This window comes from Chryseobacterium sp. WLY505, from assembly GCF_030846215.1.
Taxonomy (GTDB): domain Bacteria; phylum Bacteroidota; class Bacteroidia; order Flavobacteriales; family Weeksellaceae; genus Chryseobacterium.
Genome location: NZ_JAVCWI010000002.1, coordinates 578,760 through 597,768 on the forward strand (window position 1 = coordinate 578,760; position 19,009 = coordinate 597,768).

Consider the following 19,009-nt stretch of genomic DNA (forward strand, 5'->3'; position numbering starts at 1 on the left):
TTCGCAAAGGCACTCCGTTCAGCTATGTAAGAATGCAAACTTTGCTAAGTGAAACGCCCTTGCGATCGAAAAATAAAATACTATCATACAAACTCTTAGCGTCCTTAGCGTTGGAATTTGGTTTAAAAAAATTAATGCAGTAATCATTTTAACGCAATGAACGCAAAAGTTTTTAAAATTATTTCTAATTTTTTCGTTCGCAAAGGCACTCCGTTCAGCTATGTAAAAATGCAAACTTTGCTAAGTGAAACGCCCTTACGATCGAAAAATAAAACACGATCATACAAAATCTTAGCGCCGGTTGCGTTGGAATTTGGTTTAAAAAAATTAATGCAGTAATCATTTTAACGCAATGAACGCAAAAGTTTTTAAAATTATTTCTAATATTTTCGTTCGTAAAGGCACTTCGTTCAGCTATGATAAAATGCAAACTTTGCTGAGTGAAACGCCCTTGCGATCGAAAAATAAATAATATCCTATAAAATCTTAGCGTCCTTAGCGTTGAAAAAGAAATAACACAATACTATTAACGCGATGACGCAATGATTTTTAAATTATTAATAATATTCTTTGTTCGCAAAGGCACTCCGTTCAGCTATGATAAAATGCAAACTTTGCTAAGTGAAACGTCCTTGCGATCGAAAAATAAATAATATCCTATAAAATCTTAGCATCTTAACGCTAAAAATTAAATAAAAATAGAATTGGCAAATTTCGAACATACCACCGGATTAAAGATCATTCAGCAATGGATGACTGATAAAGGTATTGCTCCTTTCAAATTTCAGCTGGAAACCTGGAAGAAATTTGGAAACGGATACAGCGGAATGGTCGTTGCTCCTACCGGTTTTGGAAAGACTTTTTCTGTTTTTTTAGCCTTAATTTCTGATTTCCTGAATCATCCCGAACAATACAAAAAAGGCTTGAAAATGGTGTGGATTACTCCTCTCCGCTCTCTGTCAAAAGATATTGCAAAAGCGATGCAGGAAGCCATTGATGAAATCGGGCTTGACTGGACTGTAGGTGTGAGAAACGGAGATACGGATCCGAAAGTAAGACAACAGCAGGTCAAAAAGATGCCTGAGATTCTTGTCGTAACCCCTGAAAGTCTTCATTTGCTCCTTGCGCAGAAAAATAATGAAAGGTTTTTCACCGATATGAAATGCGTAGCTGTGGATGAATGGCATGAATTACTGGGTTCAAAGCGCGGTGTCATGGTAGAACTTGGGATTTCTCAGCTTAAAAAATATGTTCCGAAGATCAAAATATGGGGAATCACCGCAACCATCGGAAATCTGGATGAAGCCATGGAAGTGCTTATTCCGTATGATATTAAAAAGACAAAAATTACAGCCAAAGAACATAAGAAAATAGATATTCTGCCGGTGTTCCCGAACGAAATTGAAATATTGCCATGGGCAGGACATCTTGGAAACAAACTGGCAGATAAAGTGGTTCCTATTATTCTGGAATCAAAATCTACCATTGTATTCACAAATACCAGAAGCCAGAGTGAAATGTGGTATCAGCTTTTACTGGAGGCTTACCCTGATTTTGCAGGCCAGATTGCGATCCATCACAGCTCCATTGATGCCCATCTGAGAATCTGGATTGAAGAAAATTTAAGTTCCGGAAAATTAAAAGCTGTAGTTTCAACATCATCTTTAGACCTTGGAATTGATTTTAAACCTGTAGACACTGTTATTCAGGTAGGATCAGCCAAAGGTGTTGCGCGCTTTCTTCAAAGAGCAGGCCGAAGCGGGCACTCCCCTTTTGAAACCTCTAAAATTTATTGTGTTCCGACCCATTCTCTGGAACTCATTGAAGTGGCAGCGCTAAAAGAAGCCGTAAAACAGAAAGTGGTTGAGCCCAGAGAACCACAGGTTCTGTGTTTTGATGTGCTGGTTCAGTTTCTGATGACATTGGCGGTTGGAGACGGATTTTATCCCGATGAACTGTATCAGAGAATTAAAAAAGTATATGCTTTTCAGGAAATGCTGGACGAAGAATGGAAAAGTATTCTGGAATTCCTTACGATTGGCGGCAGTGTATTAAAAAACTATGAAGAATACCACAAGATCGTCATTATGGAAGACGGTCTTTATAAAGTCACCTCACGAAAAATTGCTATGCTCCACCGGATGAATATGGGGGTCATTGTGAGTGATGCCATGTTGAAGGTAAAATTTATTTCCGGAGGCTATATCGGAATGATTGAAGAATATTTTATTTCAAAATTAAAAAAAGAAGAAAAATTTATTCTGGCGGGACGTACACTGGAGGTTGTCATTATTAAAGATATGACAGTGTATGTGAGAGCAGCTAAAGGAAAAGCCTTGGTTCCGAGTTATCTGGGAGGAAGGCTTCCTTTGAGTTCCAATCTGGGGCATTTTCTGAGAGAAAAATTATCACATGCCTTAAATCCTAAAGCTTCGGAAAAAGAGCTTAAATTTTTACACCCGCTTTTAATCAACCAGGAAAAAAACTCCCATATTCCCAAAGAAAATGAATTTCTGGTCGAAATGATCAAAAACCGTGAAGGATATCATTTGTTTATGTATCCTTTCGAAGGGCGTCTCGTCCATGAAGTAATGGCTGCCCTGATTGCTTATCGGATCTCAAAACTTGCGCCTATCTCCTTTTCCATGGCAATGAACGATCACGGATTTGAGCTATTTAGTGATAAAGAAATTCCTTTAAACGAAGACAACCTGCAGCAGATTTTAACCCGGGATCATCTGATGAATGATGTGATCGCAAGTATCAATTCTGCGGAAATGGCAAGGAGAAAATTTCGTGATATTGCAGTGATTTCCGGAATGGTGATTCAAAATTATGCAGGCCAGCAACGTTCTAACAAATCATTACAGAGTTCTGCCGGACTGATTTTTAAAGTATTGGAAGATCATGACCCCAATCATTTTTTAATAAAACAGGCATATACCGAAGTCTTCAATATGCAGCTTCAGGAACAACGGCTTGTAGAAGCTTTTAAAAGAATTGAAAAATCCAAAATTATTTTAAAACATTCCCGTTCTTTTACTCCGTTGAGTTTCCCCATTAAAGTAGACAGCTTAAGACAGACGCTTTCAAGTGAAGGACTGGATGCGAGAATTAAAAGAATGCTGAAACTGTCTGATATAAGTGATCTTTGATAATTAATTCAATTATTTTCTAGGATAAAAATGTGTTTTTGTAGGAACAAATAGGCCGATGAGTATTTGTTTATCGCAAAGACGCAAAAAATTTATCGTAATAACGTTTTAAGTTGCAAAGATTTTATCTCCGATAAAATTTAGTTACGTTAATTTGTTGAAAACGTTTCATTTCCCTATGCTTTAAACCAAAAATAAAGAGTAAAAATCTTGCGTCTTTGCAAAACTCCAACAATTATAAAATTAGATGAGTAGCTTTTATTTTAATCTTATTCATAGCCTAATATTCTATGTTAATTTTCTTGAAAAGTCTGGATAATCATCGTAACTTAGGGTATACCTTCCCGGAAGTTGAAATAAAATTTAAAAATGGAAAAATTGTTCTTAGTCCGTCACGGACAGTCACTCTGGAATCTGGAAAACAGATTTACAGGGTGGAAAGATATCGATATAACTGAAGCTGGTATTGAAGAAGCTAAAAAAGCAGGTATTGCGTTAAAAGGAGAAAGAATAGATATAGCATTCACCTCTGCCCTGATCAGAGCACAGCATACCCTCTCTGTCATTCTGGATGAAATAGGAAATCCGGATATTCCTGTCGTTAAAGATAAAGCACTCAATGAACGCTGTTACGGAAATCTGGAAGGATTAAATAAAGCAGATACCGCCTTGAAATATGGTGCAGAGCAGGTTCATATCTGGCGCAGGTCTTACGATGTGGTTCCTCCCGGAGGTGAAAGCCTTAAAGATACTTATAACAGAGTGATTCCTTATTTCGAAAGCGAAATAAAGCCCTTATTGAAGCAGGGCGAAAATGTATTGATTGTAGCCCATGGAAACAGCCTGCGTGCTTTAATTATGTATTTGGAACATCTTTCTCCTGAAGAGATTTTAGAAAGAGAAATTGCTACGGGGTTTCCACTGACTTATATTTTTGATGAGAAATTTCATGTAAGCCGGAAAGTTAGCTGATCCGGTTTAAATAATGTAACTTTGATCCTTCAATTTTCAATCTATCAAGTGTTTATAGCAACCAAAAATATTTCCATCCAAAATAAAACTTTCACTCTGACCAATCAGCGGGCAGCATTCTGGCAAAAAGAAAAAGCCTTGATTCTATCTGATCTGCATATTGGAAAAACCGCTCATTTCCGCAAAAATGGGATTGCACTGGCCAATCACATTATGAAAAGTGATCTGGAAAGATTATCCGCACTGATTGAATATTTTCAGCCTGAAAAATTTATTGTTGTTGGAGACTTGCTGCATGCCGGGGATAATTCTGATGTGGATGAATTCTGTATATGGAAAAACCGGTATCCAGATATACAATTTTATCTTATTGAAGGAAATCACGATCGTATTTCAAAAACTTTGGAGGAAAAATTATGCTTTAATCATAAGTCTGAATTTCTCGAAATAGAAGACATTACTTTTATCCATGATTTTGACAGCATACGATCCGGATTTCAGATTACCGGGCATATTCACCCTGGAATTGTACTGAATTCTGCAGTGAAAAATATCAGATTACCCTGTTTTGCCCTTAGCAGCAATCAATTATTATTACCCGCTTTCAGTGAGTTTACAGGACTGGATACAAAAAATCTGCCTAAGAAAAGTACATTTTTTGTGTTTACCGATTCTGAAATCTATGAAATTTAATGATCTAAAGGTGTTAACTCTGGTAGATTTTGTTGCTCAAAAATGAGTTTTACTAAAAAGTTGAAATTTTTTTACATGAAACCCTTGTCAAGGTTTTAAACCTTGACAAGGGTTGATAATTCCAATAAATATAGTAAATCTTAATTTTTCTTACTTAAACCAATACTATACATGGTTATCAAAACTGTAACCAGCAGGAATAAAGCACCTATCCATGGCGTACTTGCCAAACCTAAGGAAGAGGTAACAATCATTCCTCCCGCATAAGATCCGATCGCAATACCGATATTAAAAGCAGCAATATTGATCCCCGAAGCTACATCCTCAGTTCCCGGAAGTTCTTTTTCAGCAATCTGTACCACCAATAACTGAAGTCCGGGAACAGAAGCAAATGATAAAGCTCCTAACAGAAAAAGGGTAATGATGCTTAAAACAGGACTGCTTACCGTGAAATAAAACGCCAGCAATACCAATCCCTGTGCGGCAAACATCCATAGAAGAGCTTTCAGAGGATTTTTATTCGCTACTTTCCCACCAATAAGGTTTCCTAAAGCAATGGCAATTCCATAAACCAGAAGGATAAAAGTAACCGTAGATTCCTGAAACCCTGTAATTTTCTGCAAAATAGGCGACAGATACGTAAACACCACAAACGTACCTCCATATCCCATTGCAGTCATTAAAAAGGTAAAAATCAAACGTTTGTTTCCCAGTACTTTAAACTGACTTTTTAAAGATGCTGTTTTCCCGTTTTTCAGATTGTTGGGAACCAATAGTAAACTGGCAATTAACCCTATGATCCCAAGGATTGAAACGCCTATGAAAGTCGCTCTCCATCCGAAATGCTGTCCTATAAATGTTCCTAGTGGAACTCCTGTTACAATCGCCAGGGTAAGCCCGGCAAACATAATAGAAATAGCGGTGGCTCTTTTCTCCTCAGGAACCAGCGACGCTGCAATAGTAGAACCTATGGAAAAGTAAACCCCGTGGGCCAATCCCGTAAGTATTCTGGCCAGAACTAAAGTGATAAAACCGGGAGCTATAGATGCCAGCCCGTTCCCGATAACAAATAAAAGCATGATGGATACCAATAGCATCTTGCGTGGGATTTTCCCTGTTAATGCCGTTAATATCGGTGCTCCGATTGCCACTCCTATCGCATAGAGACTAACCAGCAGCCCTGCGGAAGGTATGGTAATTCCCAGGTCTGAGGCTACAGTAGGAAGAAGCCCTACAATAACAAATTCTGTAGTTCCTATTCCGAAAGCACTTATTGTTAATGCCCATAAAGCTGCAGGAAGACCTTTTTTAGCGGTCTGTGTTGCAGGATTGATCTGTATTTCTTTTTGAAAGTTCATTGTCTTGTATTTTGTTGATATTGACAAGGCAAAGTTCTGACGATTTTTTGTATTATAAAAATTATTTAAATTGTATTAATATATCAGAATAATGATAGTTTTTATTTTACATTTAAAATGTGTTCCTTTGTAAATAATCATCAGTTTTAATGAAGAAATCAGAAGCAACCCGTCTTACCATTCTCCAGAAAGCGTTCGAATTGATCTATGTGAAAGGTTTTCAGACTACAAGCATAGATGAAATTATTGCAACGACTCAGGTGACGAAAGGAGCTTTTTATTATCATTTTAAAACCAAGGATGAAATGGGGCTTGCTATTATTACAGATCTGATGAAACCCAATTTCAGGAAAATGTTCATTGACTCTCTTCAAAACAGTCAGAATCCTTTAGACAGTATTTATGATATCATGTACCATCTGCTGATTGAAAACGATTTTTTAAAAGTGGAATATGGCTGCCCTACTTCCAATTTCGTACAGCAAATGGCCCCCTGGCATCATGCTTTTACACACGCTTTGCATGAACTTTCAAAAGAATGGGAACAGGCCCTTGCACAAAGTATTGAGATAGGTAAAGAAGCAGGCATCATCAACAAAGAAGTAAATGCAAAAGAAGTAAGTGTTTTTGTTATTTCAGGCTATTGGGGAGTAAGAAATCTAGGCAAATTAGAAAACTCAAAAGAAGTGTATCTTATTTATTTAAAAGGACTTAAATCTTATTTCAAAACGCTTCAATAATTTTTTTTCAAAAAACATACTAATTAGTATGTTTTTATTTTACCTTTGCTGTGTTCAAAAAAATAAACGATGTATCAAACCCTTACTTTTTTACATTCACTCACACGATGGTTGGTTTTAATAAGCCTGATGTATGCAATTTACTGTTCTTTCGGAGGATATTTTTCCAACAGAAAATTTACAGAAGCAGATAATAAGGTAAGGCACTGGACTGCAACAATAGCTCATATTCAATTGGTCATAGGAATGATATTTTACTTCAAAAGCCCAATGATCCAATACTTCTGGAAAAATTTTATCGAAGCTAAAGACTCTTTGGAACATGTATTTTTCGGACTGATCCATATTTCGCTGATGATTACAGCCATTATTATCATCACGATCGGTTCTGCATTAGCCAAAAGAAAACCTTCGGATAAAGAACAATTCAAAACTATGGGGATCTGGTTTTCTATAGCACTGATCATAATTTTCATTGCCATTCCGTGGCCTTTTTCTCCTTTTGCAAACAGACCTTATTTCAGATAATTATGATAGATTTATTTAAAACAAAAATCGGCCGGTTGAGGATTCTGGCTATTTTGGAAGGAATTTCCTTACTGACTCTGATATTTATTGCAGTCCCTATGAAATACTGGATGGACAATCCTTTATGGGTAAGACTTATTGGCCCTGTTCACGGAACATTATTCCTGCTATTTCTGTTCAATACATTAAGTGTTGGAGTGGAACAAAACTGGAAATTTAAAGAAATAACCTGGAAAGTTATTTTGGCATGCTTTATTCCTTTCGGAACTTTTTATATTGACAAAAAAATTCTGAGCAAGCTATGAAAAGCATTTTTATATTTTGTGGAATAGCTCTCATTCTGTATGTAGTTTACAGAGTTTACCGATTCCAGACTTTAGATAATGGTTTGCCGGAACTCCTCAGAAAAGGAGCTGTTATTTTGGATGTAAGAACAGAAAAGGAATATGAAACAGGACATATAGAAGGTTCTGTGAATATTTCTTTAGGAACAATCAGAGAAAGGTATGTAGAATTAGACCCGAAAAAAACATACATCACAGTGTGTTCTCACGGACTCAGAAGTGTAAAAGCAGAGAATATCCTGAAAGAAAGAGGCTTTAAACATATTTATAACGGAGGTGCCTGGACCGACTTGCAGACTACTATCCATCGATAAAAGCAATGAATCTCTCCTGCAATTATTATAGAAGAGATTCAATTTTTTAAAGAGTATTATTGTTAAGCCAAATTACTTTTTGTTCTGATGAATGTTCCTGCCCAATGATATCCCTGTATAATTCAGGTCTTCGGGCCTTAATATAACGATATCCTCCTGCCTGAGTAAGTTTTTCAGGAGTAATAACTGCTGATTCAAAACTGTCTTCCCATGAGTGACATTCTGCAATCACATCTCCAAAAGGATCTATAATCATGGAACACCCGTTTTTAAGCTGGTCATCATCCATACCAACTGGGTTTGAAAAAACAATATACGCTCCGTTATCATAAGCTCTGGACGGAAGCCACTTCATCAGCCAGTCCCGGCCCTTCATTCCATTAAATTCCAGACGTAAAGACGTAGGATCTGCTACCCTATTTTCCCAAAGCTGTGGGTCTACAAACCCAGCTCCCGGCCTTGTGGATGGTGTACACATGGTGACGTGAGGCATAAAAATAATTTCTGCACCGAGAAGTCTGGTCGCTCTCACGTTTTCAATGATGTTGTTATCATAACAGATAAGAATTCCACACTTCCAACCCATAATATCAAATACACAGTACTCATTTCCGGGTGTAAGATTAGGATTAATAAAAGGATGTAATTTTCTGTATTTCGCCTTCAGTCCTGTTTTATCTACACAAACATAAGCCTTGAAGAGGTTATCATGTTCATCTTTCTCAAACAATCCGGCCAGTATGGTGATATTATATTGAGTAGCAATCTCCTGTAGTCTTTCAATACTCTCACCATCCGGAATAAGTTCTGCAATATCAAGAAGCTGTTCTCTGGAAAGCTTTCGGGCAAAAGTATAGCCTGTAATGGAGCATTCATGGAAGGCAATTACATGAGACCCTTTGGATGCTGCCTCACCAGCTAATTTTTCTATAACGGATAGGTTATAAACTTTATCACCGCTTTTGTTTTCAAATTGTGCTGTCGAAATTTTAATGTTCATAATTTTTTTAAGCAAAACTAGGCGATGTCGCTTCTTAAAAATTGTATAAAACCGCCATACCGGTTTACAGTTCAATAAAATTAACCGCCATTTTATTTTCTGTATGTAAATATTGTTTAGGAGTAAGCCCGATATTATTTTTAAATTCCCTGATCAGATGAGACTGGTCAGAATATCCCGCTTCGTAAGAAAGTGTGGTCATATTTTTATCATCAATCCCGTTATTCATAAGGCTTAAAAAATAATGAAGACGGATGATATTTCCATACTTTTTGGGAGATATTCCCATATGATAGTCAAACTTTCGTTCTAAATGACGCTCAGAATATCCGGTAAAATGCTGCAAATCTTTGGAGGATACAGTGCCTTTACTTTGAAGAAGATATTGCTGTGTCGCTGTTATTAAATGATGATCTGCACTCATTCTTTCGGATAAAAAACGCGTAAAAAAGATATTCAGATCATTGATTATAGCTAAAGGACTTTCTTTATTAAACAATTTCTCCTGAAACACTTCCAGCTTATTTTTCAAAACATCTTCCACGGAAATGATCTGATTGCGAATTTCTTTGGCAGAGGTTTTCAAAAGAATATTCAAAAAATAAGGTTGAAATATGATGGCCATAAGAGAAAATTTACCTTTTGAAAAGAAATCCCTGTAACCGTTTAATGTACCATAGAAAAAGGAAAATGGCATCTGGTCCTCAGAAATACCGGAATACAGATTCATGTCTCCGGATAGTATCAATCCGGAACTTCCATCCGTAAAGAGCCTTAAACTTTTTATATCCTCTTGGGAATTTTCCAAAAAGATATAATGTCTGATATAAGGAGCCAAGTGTTGTGGAGGTGAAATCTGCATCCATCAAATTTACAGAAAACTTATTGACAGAAAAAGACAATCTCAAATTTAAGACATGCAAAATCACTTATTTAATTCTCTCGCATATTTTGTCAATTACAAAGATATATACACAATCAACTGCGAAATCTGAGTGATCTGCGGGAGATAAAATTGATAAAATTCTTGAACTTTATGTGGAATTAACACTCATCCTTCTTCGTTGTGATTTCCAAAAACGAAAAGAAATTTATATAAGATACCACACTTTATCCTCTTTTGGTCAGGTATTTGAATCTTATACTACTTACCAATCACTAAAATATAAGAATATGTCAACAGAAAACCTTACCCACCTTGAAGCGATCAAAAAGATCAAAGAACTGTCAGAAAAAGCAAGAATATGTATGTTCTGTACAGAATTGGAAACGATTCCTGTCAATTCAAGACCTATGACTCTACAAGAAACTGATGACAGTGGAAATCTATGGTTTATCAGCAGCGGAACCAGCAACAAGAATTTTGAAATAAAAGAAGACCGGAGAGTACAGCTGTTTTTTATGAACAACAGCGATTCCCAGTATCTTTCAGTTTACGGAAAAGCTTCTGTTTATAAAGATAAAGCAACGATAGAAGATAAATGGTCTCCACTGGCTAAAGCATGGTTTGACGGAAAAGATGACCCCAATGTTACCATTATCCGTGTAGAACCTAAAGAAACTTATTATTGGGACACCAAAGCAGGGAAACTGGTCAGTCTCTTTAGCTTTGTCGCATCTGCAATCACAGGAAACAAAACCGATAATTCAGACGGTGTTGAGGGAAATGCAACGATTTAAAAAGTTCTGAATAAAAATAATTCTCTCGCAGATGCTGCAAATTAAGCAGATTTCTGTGTAATTTTCTGCGTAATCTGTATAATCTGCGAGAGATAAATCAGCAGCATTCAATTTTATCGGAGATAAACACAACGCATATATTTGTTCTGCGTCCTTGCGTTTTTCAATACTAAAAACGGCTCAAAAGTTTGAGCCGTTTATACAAGAATTAATGCGATAATCTAACCTTTCACATCTTCCATAGACGCTCCAAAATTAATATGAAGAACATTCCCGTTGGGAGTTACTAATGCAGGTACAGATTTTACACCCGCTTTTTCAGCCTCTTCAATTTTGCCTTTGTCATTACCTAAATGGATAATCTCAACATTTTCCGAACCTATAAGGCTAACAATATCATGTTCTGCACTGATACATACAGGGCATCCTGCATGATAAAAAATGGACTTTTTCATACGATTTTTACTAATTAATAAGGGTTTCAATAATATTTTTTAATTCTTCGGTTTCTTTTTCGTGTAAAGGTTTTAAAGGACTTCGTAAATTACCGCCATCTTCCCCCAGAATATTAAGACCGGATTTCACGGCTCTTGGCAATCCTTTGTTCACAATAAATTTTAAAAGATCAAACTGGTGATAGAAAATTGTTTTTGCTTTCTCAAGATCACCTTCCTCCACTGCATTATAAAGACTGATATTCAGTTCGGGAATGAGATTGGGAGCTGCGGTGCACCAGCCTCTCGCTCCCGCAGAAAATGCAGCCAGAGCCAAAGGATTGGAACCATTATAGAATGCAACCTCTTCACCAAGTTCTCTCCTTAGATAATGCATTCTCTGTATGTCTCCCGTACTTTCTTTGATCATCGTTACATTAGGAATTTCAAGAAGTCTTTTCAAGAGAGCCGGAGACATGTCTACTCCACTTGTTGCCGGATTATTGTACGCCATAATTGGAATGGAAATCTTACGGGCTACGGCATCATAATGCGCCACAATTTCATCATCCGTCAGCTTCCAGTAGCTCATCGGGATAATCATTACCGCATCTGCTCCAGCTTTTTCTGCGAACTGAGCATGGTGAATGGTTTTTTCTGTTGTAAGATTAGAAACCCCTACCAATGTCGGAATTCTGCCTTTTACCTGTTGTAAAGTAGCTTCCGTCACTTCTTCTTTTTCTTCGTCCGACAGATAAGGCATGACTCCTGTACTCCCCAATGGAGCGATACCATGGCTTCCGGAGGTGATGAGCCTTTCTACCAAATGTTTGAAAAGCGGAATATCTACTTTTTCGTTTTTATCAAAAGGCGTTATGGGATAGGCTATAATCCCTTTAAATGGTACATTTTTCATGTTCTTTGTTTAAAAGTTTAAGATTATTTTTAAACCATTAAGAGAGAATAAGTTGTTAAGAGTATTAAGGGTAGCTTCGCTTTAAAAAATCATATCCGATATCAAATACAACAGAAGAACGGTTTCCCTTAATGGTTTAAAATATTCAAATTAAAGGTCTCTTCCTTCTTCTTCTCTCAGGGCTACACCTAAGTTTTGCAGCTGAGGAGCATTTTCACAGGCGATGTATTTGGCAGGTTCGGTATCACTCAGATTCTGGTGTTTGTGCCAGGCCCAGGAAGGAATGTATACCGCATCACCAGCTTCCCAGTGTACTCTTTCATCTTCTACTTCTGTCCAGCCTTTTCCTTCGATTACAAATAATACCGTTTCATAAGTATGGCGGTGTCTGTTGGTTTGCTGTCCGGGAGTTAAGCCTCCTATCGTCATGCTTACATTCTTACTCGGAAGATCTACAAAGAAAACGGGATGCTTTCTTTCTGTTGAAAACTGACTGTGTTCTCCTGCGTTTTCTACATTTTTATGAATCAAATGGCTTGGTTTTACATACTTTGGTCTTGCAAAAGTTTCGTGGAAATCTTTAGAGCTGAATTGTTTCTTGTCCATGATTTTAAAATTATTATGGTTTTGTGCTTTATTGCATGACAAAATTATTTTATATTTGGACTGTTTAAATGATTCAGTTTTCACATAAATAGATAGTCCAGATGTTACGTCCTTGGAAATTGGAATTAGAAATTGATAAAAAGCTTGATAAAGCAGTTTATCTACAGATTGCGGATACTATTATCACTGATATCCGCTCAGGAAGATTAAAAGCGGGGGATGCCCTTCCAGGAAGCCGAAACCTTGCCCAAACGTTAAAAATCAACAGAAATACTGTTGTAGAAGCCTATCAGGTGTTGATCAATGAAGAATGGGTCATTTCAAAAGAAAGAAAAGGTATTTTTGTATCAGAAAAGCTCCCTGTCTTGCATGAAAAAAATGCAGATGCACTCCATGATTCTAAAAATCAGCAGGTCTTGCCTAATGGAATTTTAATTAATTTCGATGATGGCCATCCCGATAGTAAAATTGCCCCTGTAACAGAACTGGCAAGAGCCTACAGGCAAATTTTCAGCATCAAAGCCAAATGGCAGATGATGGGTTATGGAGATGAACATGGCGATTTGGAATTCAGAAAAATGATCTCTCAGATGCTTAATCATCAACGAGGAATGCATATTCATGAAAACGAAATTTCTATCACCCGAGGCAGTCAGATGGGAATGTTCCTTACGGCTCAGAGTCTTTTAAGTCCCGGTGACATAGTTATTGTAGAAGATCCCGGCTATGAGCCTGCATGGCAAGCGTTTCAGTATGCAGGAGCACAGCTTTTGTCAGTACCTTTAGATCATGAAGGAATTGATATTGAGGCTGTGGAAAAGCTTTTAAAACAACATCAGAATATAAAAGCATTATATAGTACTCCTCACAGACAATATCCTACAACAGTTACCCTAAGCCTGTCAAGAAGACTCAAACTGATTGAGTTGTCAAATCAATATAATATGACCATTATTGAAGATGATTATGATAATGAGTTTCACTTCGGATATCGTCCTATTCTCCCGATTTCAAGTTTTCCCGAACTGCACAATTACGTGTATATCGGAACATTAAGTAAAGTAGTAGCACCTGCCTTGAGAATTGGTTATCTGGCAACCAAAAACCAGGAACTCTTGAAAAAAATCGGTGATCTGAGAAAGATTATTGATGTACATGGAGATGTCATTATGGAACAGGCGGTCCTCCAGCTCATTAAAGAAGGTGCCATAAAAAAGCATATCAGAAAAGCAACTGTTCATTATAAGAACAAAAGAGACTTTGTTTTTGAATTGTTGAAGAAACACATGAAAGATATAGCCGATTTTACGCTGCCCGAAGGTGGTCTGGCGTTTTGGATTGTTCCTAAAGTACAATTGGATTGGGATGTGGTAACAACTTTATTACTGGAAAAAAACATTAAGATTATTCATCCCAAACAATACAGCCAAAATAATATAAATGGGTTCAGATTAAGCTATGGAGCGCTTTCCGAAGAACAGCTGGAACAGAGTATTCCTTTGATTGCTGAGATTTTTTCCAGATTTTGACAGCAGGTTATAATGAGAATATAATTCTTTATTCCTCGCAGATTTTACAGATTACGCAGATTTGTATGGTCAGTGTAATCTGTCAGATCTGAAAGATTTTTATGTGAAAAAACATTAAATGATTACGGAAAATTATTCTACCTCAAAGACAGCCTGAATTTCTACTGAAGAGCCTACAGGAATAGAAGAAGCTCCCAAAGTTGCTCTGGCATGTTTTCCTTTTTCCCCGAAGACTTCTACAGCCAGATCAGAAGCAACGTTCATCAGATCTGCATGTTTTGTATAATCATCTTTAGTATTAAAAATTCCCGTAAGCTGAACACATTGCTTTACTCTGCTCAAATCTCCTCCTACTGCTTCATTTAACACTGAAATTACGTTCAGCATGGTTACTTTTGTTGCGTCTTTTACCTGCTGTTCATTCACTTCTACTCCTAATTTCCCCGGATTGAAAATTTTACCGTCTTTTAAAGCAACCTGATTGATAAATACCAGATTTCCGGAACGGACAAACGGCTGATAATTTCCTGCCGGTTTTGGAACCTGTGGAAGTGTAATATTTTTCTGTTTTAATATTTCATTGAAATTCTGGTGATTTTCCGCAACCGCAACTGTTTTCTTTGGGTGAGTATCCTTTAACGCCAGTGCTATTTTTGCGAAATTCCTTCCCTGAAGTTCAGCAATATTCCGTTCTCCTTTGGTAGGTCTTTCCACATCTTTTAATGAGGCCATGCTGGTAACTCCCAAAACCGTATTTCCCTGTGGAATGGCTTTATTCAGCTCTTCTGTTCCACGAATTCCATTAGATACCAATACCATCCCGTGCACAGCAAGACTGTTCCAGAAGGCCTGAAGAGCAAGTTCCTTTCCTGCTCCGCTTCCCGCTGACATGAAAACCGTAGCAGGAACTCCTTCCAAAGCATGGTTGGTCCACAACGGAACGGTTTTCGATAAAAACTCACTCATTCCTGTACTGATATTCCCGAAGTAAACCGGTGAACCAAAAGCAATTCCATCATAAGAGGTTAATTCATCCACTGTGGCTACAGGAAGATTTTTCAGGGTTGGATTTTGTGAGGTCTTGACTAATTTGATATAAGGAACTGCATTATTTTCACTTTCCATTCCTTTGGCTATTTCTTTAGCCAGTTCGTAAGTTCCGCCATTATCGGAATGGATAAGAACCAATATTTTAGCCTTATTTTGTGCCATGATGTGGGTGTTATGAGATAATAAAATTAAAATAAAAAAAAGACATAGTTTTTTCATTCTGAATAAGATATAGATTATACTTTGAATTAATCATGTAGGTATTACATTGATCATACAAAATTACTACTGTCGTTCTTATTAAATTTGCCAAAATATACACACAAAACGACATATGAAAGATGGACTGATTGAAAAAAAACGGAAAGCCAGTTTGTAGATTCTATAGGAAAAGAATTGTGTGTGGTACTGAAAAAACTGGAAACATGATCATTATGAACACAGACATACCCGTGCCAGGCTTACATTTTTTGCAATTATGCAGACCAAGCCAAAAGTGAATAAAAGTCACGGCGTTTCATCATGAGGCATATCCACGGGTTTCGATTCGGGAGAGCCTTTTTCACGCAGCCAAATAGATAAAAGAACAAGGGAAGCAACCGCCAGAAATTCACTCTGCCAGTTCTGAAAGGATTCAAACCAGAACCTTGATTCTGAAATATATTGCAATGCTGTTACGGGCGGTTTATTTTTCATCATCTGCTCATCATTAAAATCCGTAAGACTTCCATAGAAATGCAAGGTAAAACTCACCAGAAACAGGACTGCAAATGCAAGTGATAAGGAATGTTGATAGAGTTTCAGCCAGATTCCTCCTTTTTTCACTGGCCATGGTGCTTTGGGATGTGCTGCAGGATCCCTGTCTACCTCTTCCTTTTCTGTCATAGATTTTGATTCGCTGGAACCTTTTTGCCTGAGAGAAATCGTTAATACCACGTAGATCATCATCTGAAGGAATTCGCTTTCCCAGTTTTCAAAAGTGGCCTGTATGAAATGTCCGCTGTGAATGTATTCACTGATTTTTAAAGCGGCCTGCCCGTTTTCAATCAATTCTTTGTTTTCCGTTTTCCAACCGGTAAAAAACTGTCCTGTAAGAAAGACAATCATCAGAGTAATCAGAACAATGCTTAAGCTGTTGCGATAAAAGAAACTGGGGCGTGACATTTTTTTGGTTTAAAGTTTAAAGTTCAAGGTTTAAGAATCACGTTTTTGATAAGGAAATACTTTTTGCAGGTTCTGCGTGGTTGGCCCTGTAAGGATTTTTCCGTTGATATTGAATCTCGAACCGTGGCATGGGCAGTCCCAGCTCAGTTCGGCACTATTCCATCGAACTTCACATCCCGCATGTGGACAGGTACTCCGAAGCAAATGTAAAGTCCCGTCAATTTCTTTGTAAAGTGCGTAAGATTCTGATTCGTAGCGGATCACTTTTGCTTCGCCTTCTCCAACTTCTGAAAAGGATTCAATTTTATCCCTGAAAATTTTATCTTTCACAAAATCAAATGCCACAGTGGCTGCTTCCTTCACAAAATCTGAGAATCCAGCGACAGGTTTGATTCTTGAAGGATTAAATAAGTCTCCATATTTACTTTTTCCGGTAATAATCAAATCATGCAATATCTGCGATGAAAGTGTCCCGAATATCATTCCGTTTCCTCTGAAGCCTGTCGCCACAAAAACTCTTTCCTGAGTTCCCGGTAGTTTTCCAATGTATGGAAGCCCGTCCACCGGTTCATAGTATTGGCTGGACCAGCTGTAGAATACCGTTTCCACATCAAAGTATTTTCTCACATAATTTTCAAGCCTAGAGAAGCATGCTCCCGTATCATCAGCGTGCCCTGTTTTATGGTCTTCACCGCCTGCAATTAAAAGATTTTCACCATCGATATTCTGAATACGGTAATAATGATAAGGTTCACAAAGATCATAGCCTAACTCCCAGGGATATTTATCATTTTTCAGGGTAAATGCCATCGCATAGCTTCTGTAAGGAGCATTGGTAAAGTGCAGAATATTGACTCCGGGAGGAATATGAGTGGCGTAAACAATATTTCGTGCCTTTATTTCTCCTTTTGAAGTTTTTAAAAGTACATGATCTTCCTGCTCATCATGACTTTCAGAAAGACAGTTTTCCTGAATGAAACCACCAAGACTTATAAAAGCTTCACAAAGTCCCTTTATATATTTAATGGGATGAAAATGCCCCTGTCCGGGAATACGTACTGCTTCTTTGAAGGGAACCGGAAAAGGAATTTCATTAACATAGCTCATTTCGTGGCCTACATTTTCAGCTCCTTCAACAATACTTTTCAACCGCTCTTCCTGGTTTTCATCCAATGCAAATAGGTATGCTGATTTTCTGGTGAAATCACAACTAATCTTGTATCTGTCAATATGATCTTCAATAATTTCAATAGCATCATTTCCTGCCTCTGCATAGAGTTTAGCCTTATCCAGACCAAAATCGCGGATGGCCTGCGTAAAGGTTGTATCAAAGAAATCATTTAAATGAGCCGTTGTACCACCTGTTGTTCCAAATCCAATGTTGGCAGCTTCCAGAATAATACATTTCTTTCCGGATTCCTGAAGTTTCAGAGCTGTTGAAACTCCTGTAATTCCGCCCCCTATTATGGCAACATCAAATAACGAATGGAGATCAGTTTCTGTAGAAAATTTTCTGACCTCTTCCTGCCATATACTTTTTCTTGCACCGTCTCTGTACATAACCAGATTTTTTTTTGTTAAACTTATCTGATACTCAGGGTATCACTTTCAGGCAGACCTGTTTTGCCGGCACTGGGCGGGTTATTCTTTTGGTCTCTTTTTCTGTTTTCATCTTCATCAATATTACATTTGCAAGAAGCAAAAGCAAATAAGCTGAGTACTCCTAAAATAAAAGCTGTTGTTTTCATATATAAAATATTTTAATCGATTACTCTTTACCCATTTACAATCAAACCACCGTTGGGATGCAGTACCTGTCCTGTCATTTGTGAGGCATCCGGACTTGCCAGAAAAAGAAAACTGAAAGCTATTTCCTCGGGCGTTGCATTTCTTTCCAGAGGTGGTTTGTCCGGATTTTCTTCTTTTTCATCAAAAGTCTCTTCAGTAAGTGGCGTAGCTACAGGTCCCGGAGCAACCGCATTAATGCGTATTCCTTTTGGCTTGGCCTGCAGTGCCAATGAGCGGGTGAAAGAAACAATAGCGCCTTTTGTAGCAGAATAATCAAGGAGCTCAGGATGTCCCTGATAAGCGGAAACGGAAGTGGTATTGATTACACAGCTTCCTTCTTTCAGATAAGGAAATACAACTTTCGTTAATAAAATCATTCCGACAATGTTGGAATCAAAGGTTTGTCTGATATTTTTCTCTTCAAGCTGCTCTATGCTTTCTGCCGGGAACTGGACGCCTGCATTATTGATAAGGATATCAATTTTTCCGAATGATGCATTAACTTCTCTCACTGTTTTTTCGCAAAATTCATAATCGTTGATATCTCCTTGAAAGATGATGCATTTTCTATTCAAATTTTCAATTTCTGTTTTTGTTTTTTCAGCATCATCATGGCTTGAATGATAAATAATGGCAATGTCTGCTCCTTCTAAAGCAAAGAGAAGTGCCACTGCCTTACCAATTCCGCTGTCGGCTCCGGTAATCAAAACAGATTTATGATCTAATTTTCCCATTCCA

Annotated in this window: 20 protein-coding genes; 9 read left to right on the forward strand and 11 right to left on the reverse strand. The window is 37.5% G+C overall.

Annotation, left to right across the window (positions count from 1 at the left end; all coding sequences use genetic code 11):
* Nucleotides 1-704: 704 nt before the first annotated feature.
* The 3 genes from RAH34_RS08055 to pdeM all read left to right on the forward strand — a co-directional run bounded on the left by RAH34_RS08055 (nucleotide 705) and on the right by pdeM (nucleotide 4,820).
* Nucleotides 705-3,155, forward strand: a complete 2,451-nt coding sequence (locus RAH34_RS08055; RefSeq protein ID WP_306595785.1) for a ligase-associated DNA damage response DEXH box helicase — start codon at nucleotides 705-707, stop codon at nucleotides 3,153-3,155.
* A gap of 369 nt (nucleotides 3,156-3,524) precedes the next feature.
* Complete coding sequence (locus RAH34_RS08060; protein ID WP_114820129.1) at nucleotides 3,525-4,127, forward strand: 2,3-diphosphoglycerate-dependent phosphoglycerate mutase; 603 nt, start codon at nucleotides 3,525-3,527, stop codon at nucleotides 4,125-4,127.
* Nucleotides 4,128-4,175: 48 nt separating this feature from the next.
* Nucleotides 4,176-4,820, forward strand: a complete 645-nt coding sequence (pdeM, locus tag RAH34_RS08065) for a ligase-associated DNA damage response endonuclease PdeM (protein ID WP_306595786.1) — start codon at nucleotides 4,176-4,178, stop codon at nucleotides 4,818-4,820.
* 140 nt (nucleotides 4,821-4,960) lie between these two features.
* Here pdeM and RAH34_RS08070 read toward each other — a convergent pair whose 3' ends face one another.
* The gene (locus RAH34_RS08070; protein ID WP_306595787.1) at nucleotides 4,961-6,178 is read right to left on the reverse strand and encodes an MFS transporter; all 1,218 of its coding nucleotides are present in this window, start codon (nucleotides 6,176-6,178) and stop codon (nucleotides 4,961-4,963) included.
* Between the two features lie 149 nt (nucleotides 6,179-6,327).
* Between RAH34_RS08070 and RAH34_RS08075 the strand changes: the two genes are divergently transcribed.
* The 4 genes from RAH34_RS08075 to RAH34_RS08090 all read left to right on the forward strand — a co-directional run bounded on the left by RAH34_RS08075 (nucleotide 6,328) and on the right by RAH34_RS08090 (nucleotide 8,104).
* Entirely contained in the window at nucleotides 6,328-6,918 is a 591-nt protein-coding gene (locus tag RAH34_RS08075; protein ID WP_306595788.1) for a TetR/AcrR family transcriptional regulator, read from the forward strand.
* Nucleotides 6,919-6,987: 69 nt separating this feature from the next.
* Entirely contained in the window at nucleotides 6,988-7,446 is a 459-nt protein-coding gene (locus tag RAH34_RS08080; protein WP_306595789.1) for a hypothetical protein, read from the forward strand.
* A 2-nt stretch (nucleotides 7,447-7,448) separates the two neighbouring features.
* Complete coding sequence (locus RAH34_RS08085) at nucleotides 7,449-7,751, forward strand: DUF3817 domain-containing protein (protein ID WP_114820124.1); 303 nt, start codon at nucleotides 7,449-7,451, stop codon at nucleotides 7,749-7,751.
* Nucleotides 7,748-8,104: a rhodanese-like domain-containing protein gene (locus RAH34_RS08090; RefSeq protein WP_306595791.1), complete on the forward strand. Its 357-nt coding sequence runs from the start codon at nucleotides 7,748-7,750 to the stop codon at nucleotides 8,102-8,104. The genes RAH34_RS08085 and RAH34_RS08090 overlap by 4 nt, the downstream gene beginning before the upstream one ends.
* Before the next feature lie 46 nt (nucleotides 8,105-8,150).
* Here RAH34_RS08090 and RAH34_RS08095 read toward each other — a convergent pair whose 3' ends face one another.
* Together RAH34_RS08095 and RAH34_RS08100 are read right to left on the reverse strand one after the other, a co-directional pair.
* Nucleotides 8,151-9,104: a nitrilase family protein gene (locus tag RAH34_RS08095; RefSeq protein ID WP_306595792.1), complete on the reverse strand. Its 954-nt coding sequence runs from the start codon at nucleotides 9,102-9,104 to the stop codon at nucleotides 8,151-8,153.
* 64 nt (nucleotides 9,105-9,168) lie between these two features.
* Nucleotides 9,169-9,966, reverse strand: coding sequence for an AraC family transcriptional regulator (locus RAH34_RS08100; RefSeq protein ID WP_306595793.1), 798 nt, complete (start codon nucleotides 9,964-9,966; stop codon nucleotides 9,169-9,171).
* 311 nt (nucleotides 9,967-10,277) lie between these two features.
* On the opposite strand from RAH34_RS08100, the gene RAH34_RS08105 reads away from it, so the two are divergent.
* Nucleotides 10,278-10,784, forward strand: a complete 507-nt coding sequence (locus RAH34_RS08105) for a pyridoxamine 5'-phosphate oxidase family protein (protein WP_114820120.1) — start codon at nucleotides 10,278-10,280, stop codon at nucleotides 10,782-10,784.
* Between the two features lie 221 nt (nucleotides 10,785-11,005).
* On the opposite strand, the gene RAH34_RS08110 is transcribed toward RAH34_RS08105, so the two are convergent.
* The 3 genes from RAH34_RS08110 to RAH34_RS08120 form a co-directional block, all read right to left on the reverse strand.
* Nucleotides 11,006-11,239 carry a thioredoxin family protein gene (locus tag RAH34_RS08110; protein ID WP_306595794.1) on the reverse strand — a complete coding sequence of 78 codons (234 nt, stop codon included), beginning with the start codon at nucleotides 11,237-11,239 and terminating at the stop codon, nucleotides 11,006-11,008.
* A gap of 10 nt (nucleotides 11,240-11,249) precedes the next feature.
* Nucleotides 11,250-12,134 carry a dihydrodipicolinate synthase family protein gene (locus RAH34_RS08115; RefSeq protein ID WP_306595795.1) on the reverse strand — a complete coding sequence of 295 codons (885 nt, stop codon included), beginning with the start codon at nucleotides 12,132-12,134 and terminating at the stop codon, nucleotides 11,250-11,252.
* A gap of 150 nt (nucleotides 12,135-12,284) precedes the next feature.
* Nucleotides 12,285-12,740, reverse strand: coding sequence for a cupin domain-containing protein (locus RAH34_RS08120; RefSeq protein WP_306595796.1), 456 nt, complete (start codon nucleotides 12,738-12,740; stop codon nucleotides 12,285-12,287).
* Nucleotides 12,741-12,841: 101 nt separating this feature from the next.
* Here RAH34_RS08120 and RAH34_RS08125 point away from each other — a divergent pair, with 101 nt between their 5' ends.
* On the forward strand, nucleotides 12,842-14,269 hold the full coding sequence (locus RAH34_RS08125; RefSeq protein WP_306595797.1) for a PLP-dependent aminotransferase family protein: 1,428 nt from the start codon (nucleotides 12,842-12,844) through the stop codon (nucleotides 14,267-14,269).
* A 132-nt stretch (nucleotides 14,270-14,401) separates the two neighbouring features.
* Here the strand turns inward: RAH34_RS08125 and RAH34_RS08130 are convergent, their stop codons facing one another.
* From RAH34_RS08130 to RAH34_RS08150, 5 genes are all read right to left on the reverse strand, one after another.
* Nucleotides 14,402-15,538 carry an Atu1372/SO_1960 family protein gene (locus tag RAH34_RS08130; protein WP_373427982.1) on the reverse strand — a complete coding sequence of 379 codons (1,137 nt, stop codon included), beginning with the start codon at nucleotides 15,536-15,538 and terminating at the stop codon, nucleotides 14,402-14,404.
* A 288-nt stretch (nucleotides 15,539-15,826) separates the two neighbouring features.
* On the reverse strand, nucleotides 15,827-16,483 hold the full coding sequence (locus RAH34_RS08135) for a DUF6766 family protein (RefSeq protein WP_114820115.1): 657 nt from the start codon (nucleotides 16,481-16,483) through the stop codon (nucleotides 15,827-15,829).
* 30 nt (nucleotides 16,484-16,513) lie between these two features.
* The gene (locus RAH34_RS08140) at nucleotides 16,514-18,043 is read right to left on the reverse strand and encodes an FAD-dependent oxidoreductase (RefSeq protein ID WP_306595799.1); all 1,530 of its coding nucleotides are present in this window, start codon (nucleotides 18,041-18,043) and stop codon (nucleotides 16,514-16,516) included.
* A 23-nt stretch (nucleotides 18,044-18,066) separates the two neighbouring features.
* Nucleotides 18,067-18,231 carry a hypothetical protein gene (locus RAH34_RS08145; protein ID WP_162800882.1) on the reverse strand — a complete coding sequence of 55 codons (165 nt, stop codon included), beginning with the start codon at nucleotides 18,229-18,231 and terminating at the stop codon, nucleotides 18,067-18,069.
* 27 nt (nucleotides 18,232-18,258) lie between these two features.
* Nucleotides 18,259-19,005, reverse strand: coding sequence for an SDR family oxidoreductase (locus RAH34_RS08150; protein WP_034698239.1), 747 nt, complete (start codon nucleotides 19,003-19,005; stop codon nucleotides 18,259-18,261).
* Between the last annotated feature and the right edge of the window lie 4 nt (nucleotides 19,006-19,009).

What these genes read in the sequence shown, in the direction of transcription:
- RAH34_RS08060 (WP_114820129.1), top strand. Translation starts at nt 3,525, where the DNA reads ATGGAAAAATTGTTCTTAGTCCGTCACGGACAGTCACTCTGGAATCTG.
- RAH34_RS08070 (WP_306595787.1), bottom strand. Translation starts at nt 6,178, where the DNA reads ATGAACTTTCAAAAAGAAATACAGATCAATCCTGCAACACAGACCGCT.
- RAH34_RS08075 (WP_306595788.1), top strand. Translation starts at nt 6,328, where the DNA reads ATGAAGAAATCAGAAGCAACCCGTCTTACCATTCTCCAGAAAGCGTTC.
- RAH34_RS08080 (WP_306595789.1), top strand. Translation starts at nt 6,988, where the DNA reads ATGTATCAAACCCTTACTTTTTTACATTCACTCACACGATGGTTGGTT.
- RAH34_RS08085 (WP_114820124.1), top strand. Translation starts at nt 7,449, where the DNA reads ATGATAGATTTATTTAAAACAAAAATCGGCCGGTTGAGGATTCTGGCT.
- RAH34_RS08090 (WP_306595791.1), top strand. Translation starts at nt 7,748, where the DNA reads ATGAAAAGCATTTTTATATTTTGTGGAATAGCTCTCATTCTGTATGTA.
- RAH34_RS08095 (WP_306595792.1), bottom strand. Translation starts at nt 9,104, where the DNA reads ATGAACATTAAAATTTCGACAGCACAATTTGAAAACAAAAGCGGTGAT.
- RAH34_RS08100 (WP_306595793.1), bottom strand. Translation starts at nt 9,966, where the DNA reads ATGCAGATTTCACCTCCACAACACTTGGCTCCTTATATCAGACATTAT.
- RAH34_RS08105 (WP_114820120.1), top strand. Translation starts at nt 10,278, where the DNA reads ATGTCAACAGAAAACCTTACCCACCTTGAAGCGATCAAAAAGATCAAA.
- RAH34_RS08110 (WP_306595794.1), bottom strand. Translation starts at nt 11,239, where the DNA reads ATGAAAAAGTCCATTTTTTATCATGCAGGATGCCCTGTATGTATCAGT.
- RAH34_RS08115 (WP_306595795.1), bottom strand. Translation starts at nt 12,134, where the DNA reads ATGAAAAATGTACCATTTAAAGGGATTATAGCCTATCCCATAACGCCT.
- RAH34_RS08120 (WP_306595796.1), bottom strand. Translation starts at nt 12,740, where the DNA reads ATGGACAAGAAACAATTCAGCTCTAAAGATTTCCACGAAACTTTTGCA.
- RAH34_RS08125 (WP_306595797.1), top strand. Translation starts at nt 12,842, where the DNA reads ATGTTACGTCCTTGGAAATTGGAATTAGAAATTGATAAAAAGCTTGAT.
- RAH34_RS08130 (WP_373427982.1), bottom strand. Translation starts at nt 15,538, where the DNA reads ATGAAAAAACTATGTCTTTTTTTTATTTTAATTTTATTATCTCATAAC.
- RAH34_RS08135 (WP_114820115.1), bottom strand. Translation starts at nt 16,483, where the DNA reads ATGTCACGCCCCAGTTTCTTTTATCGCAACAGCTTAAGCATTGTTCTG.
- RAH34_RS08140 (WP_306595799.1), bottom strand. Translation starts at nt 18,043, where the DNA reads ATGTACAGAGACGGTGCAAGAAAAAGTATATGGCAGGAAGAGGTCAGA.
- RAH34_RS08145 (WP_162800882.1), bottom strand. Translation starts at nt 18,231, where the DNA reads ATGAAAACAACAGCTTTTATTTTAGGAGTACTCAGCTTATTTGCTTTT.
- RAH34_RS08150 (WP_034698239.1), bottom strand. Translation starts at nt 19,005, where the DNA reads ATGGGAAAATTAGATCATAAATCTGTTTTGATTACCGGAGCCGACAGC.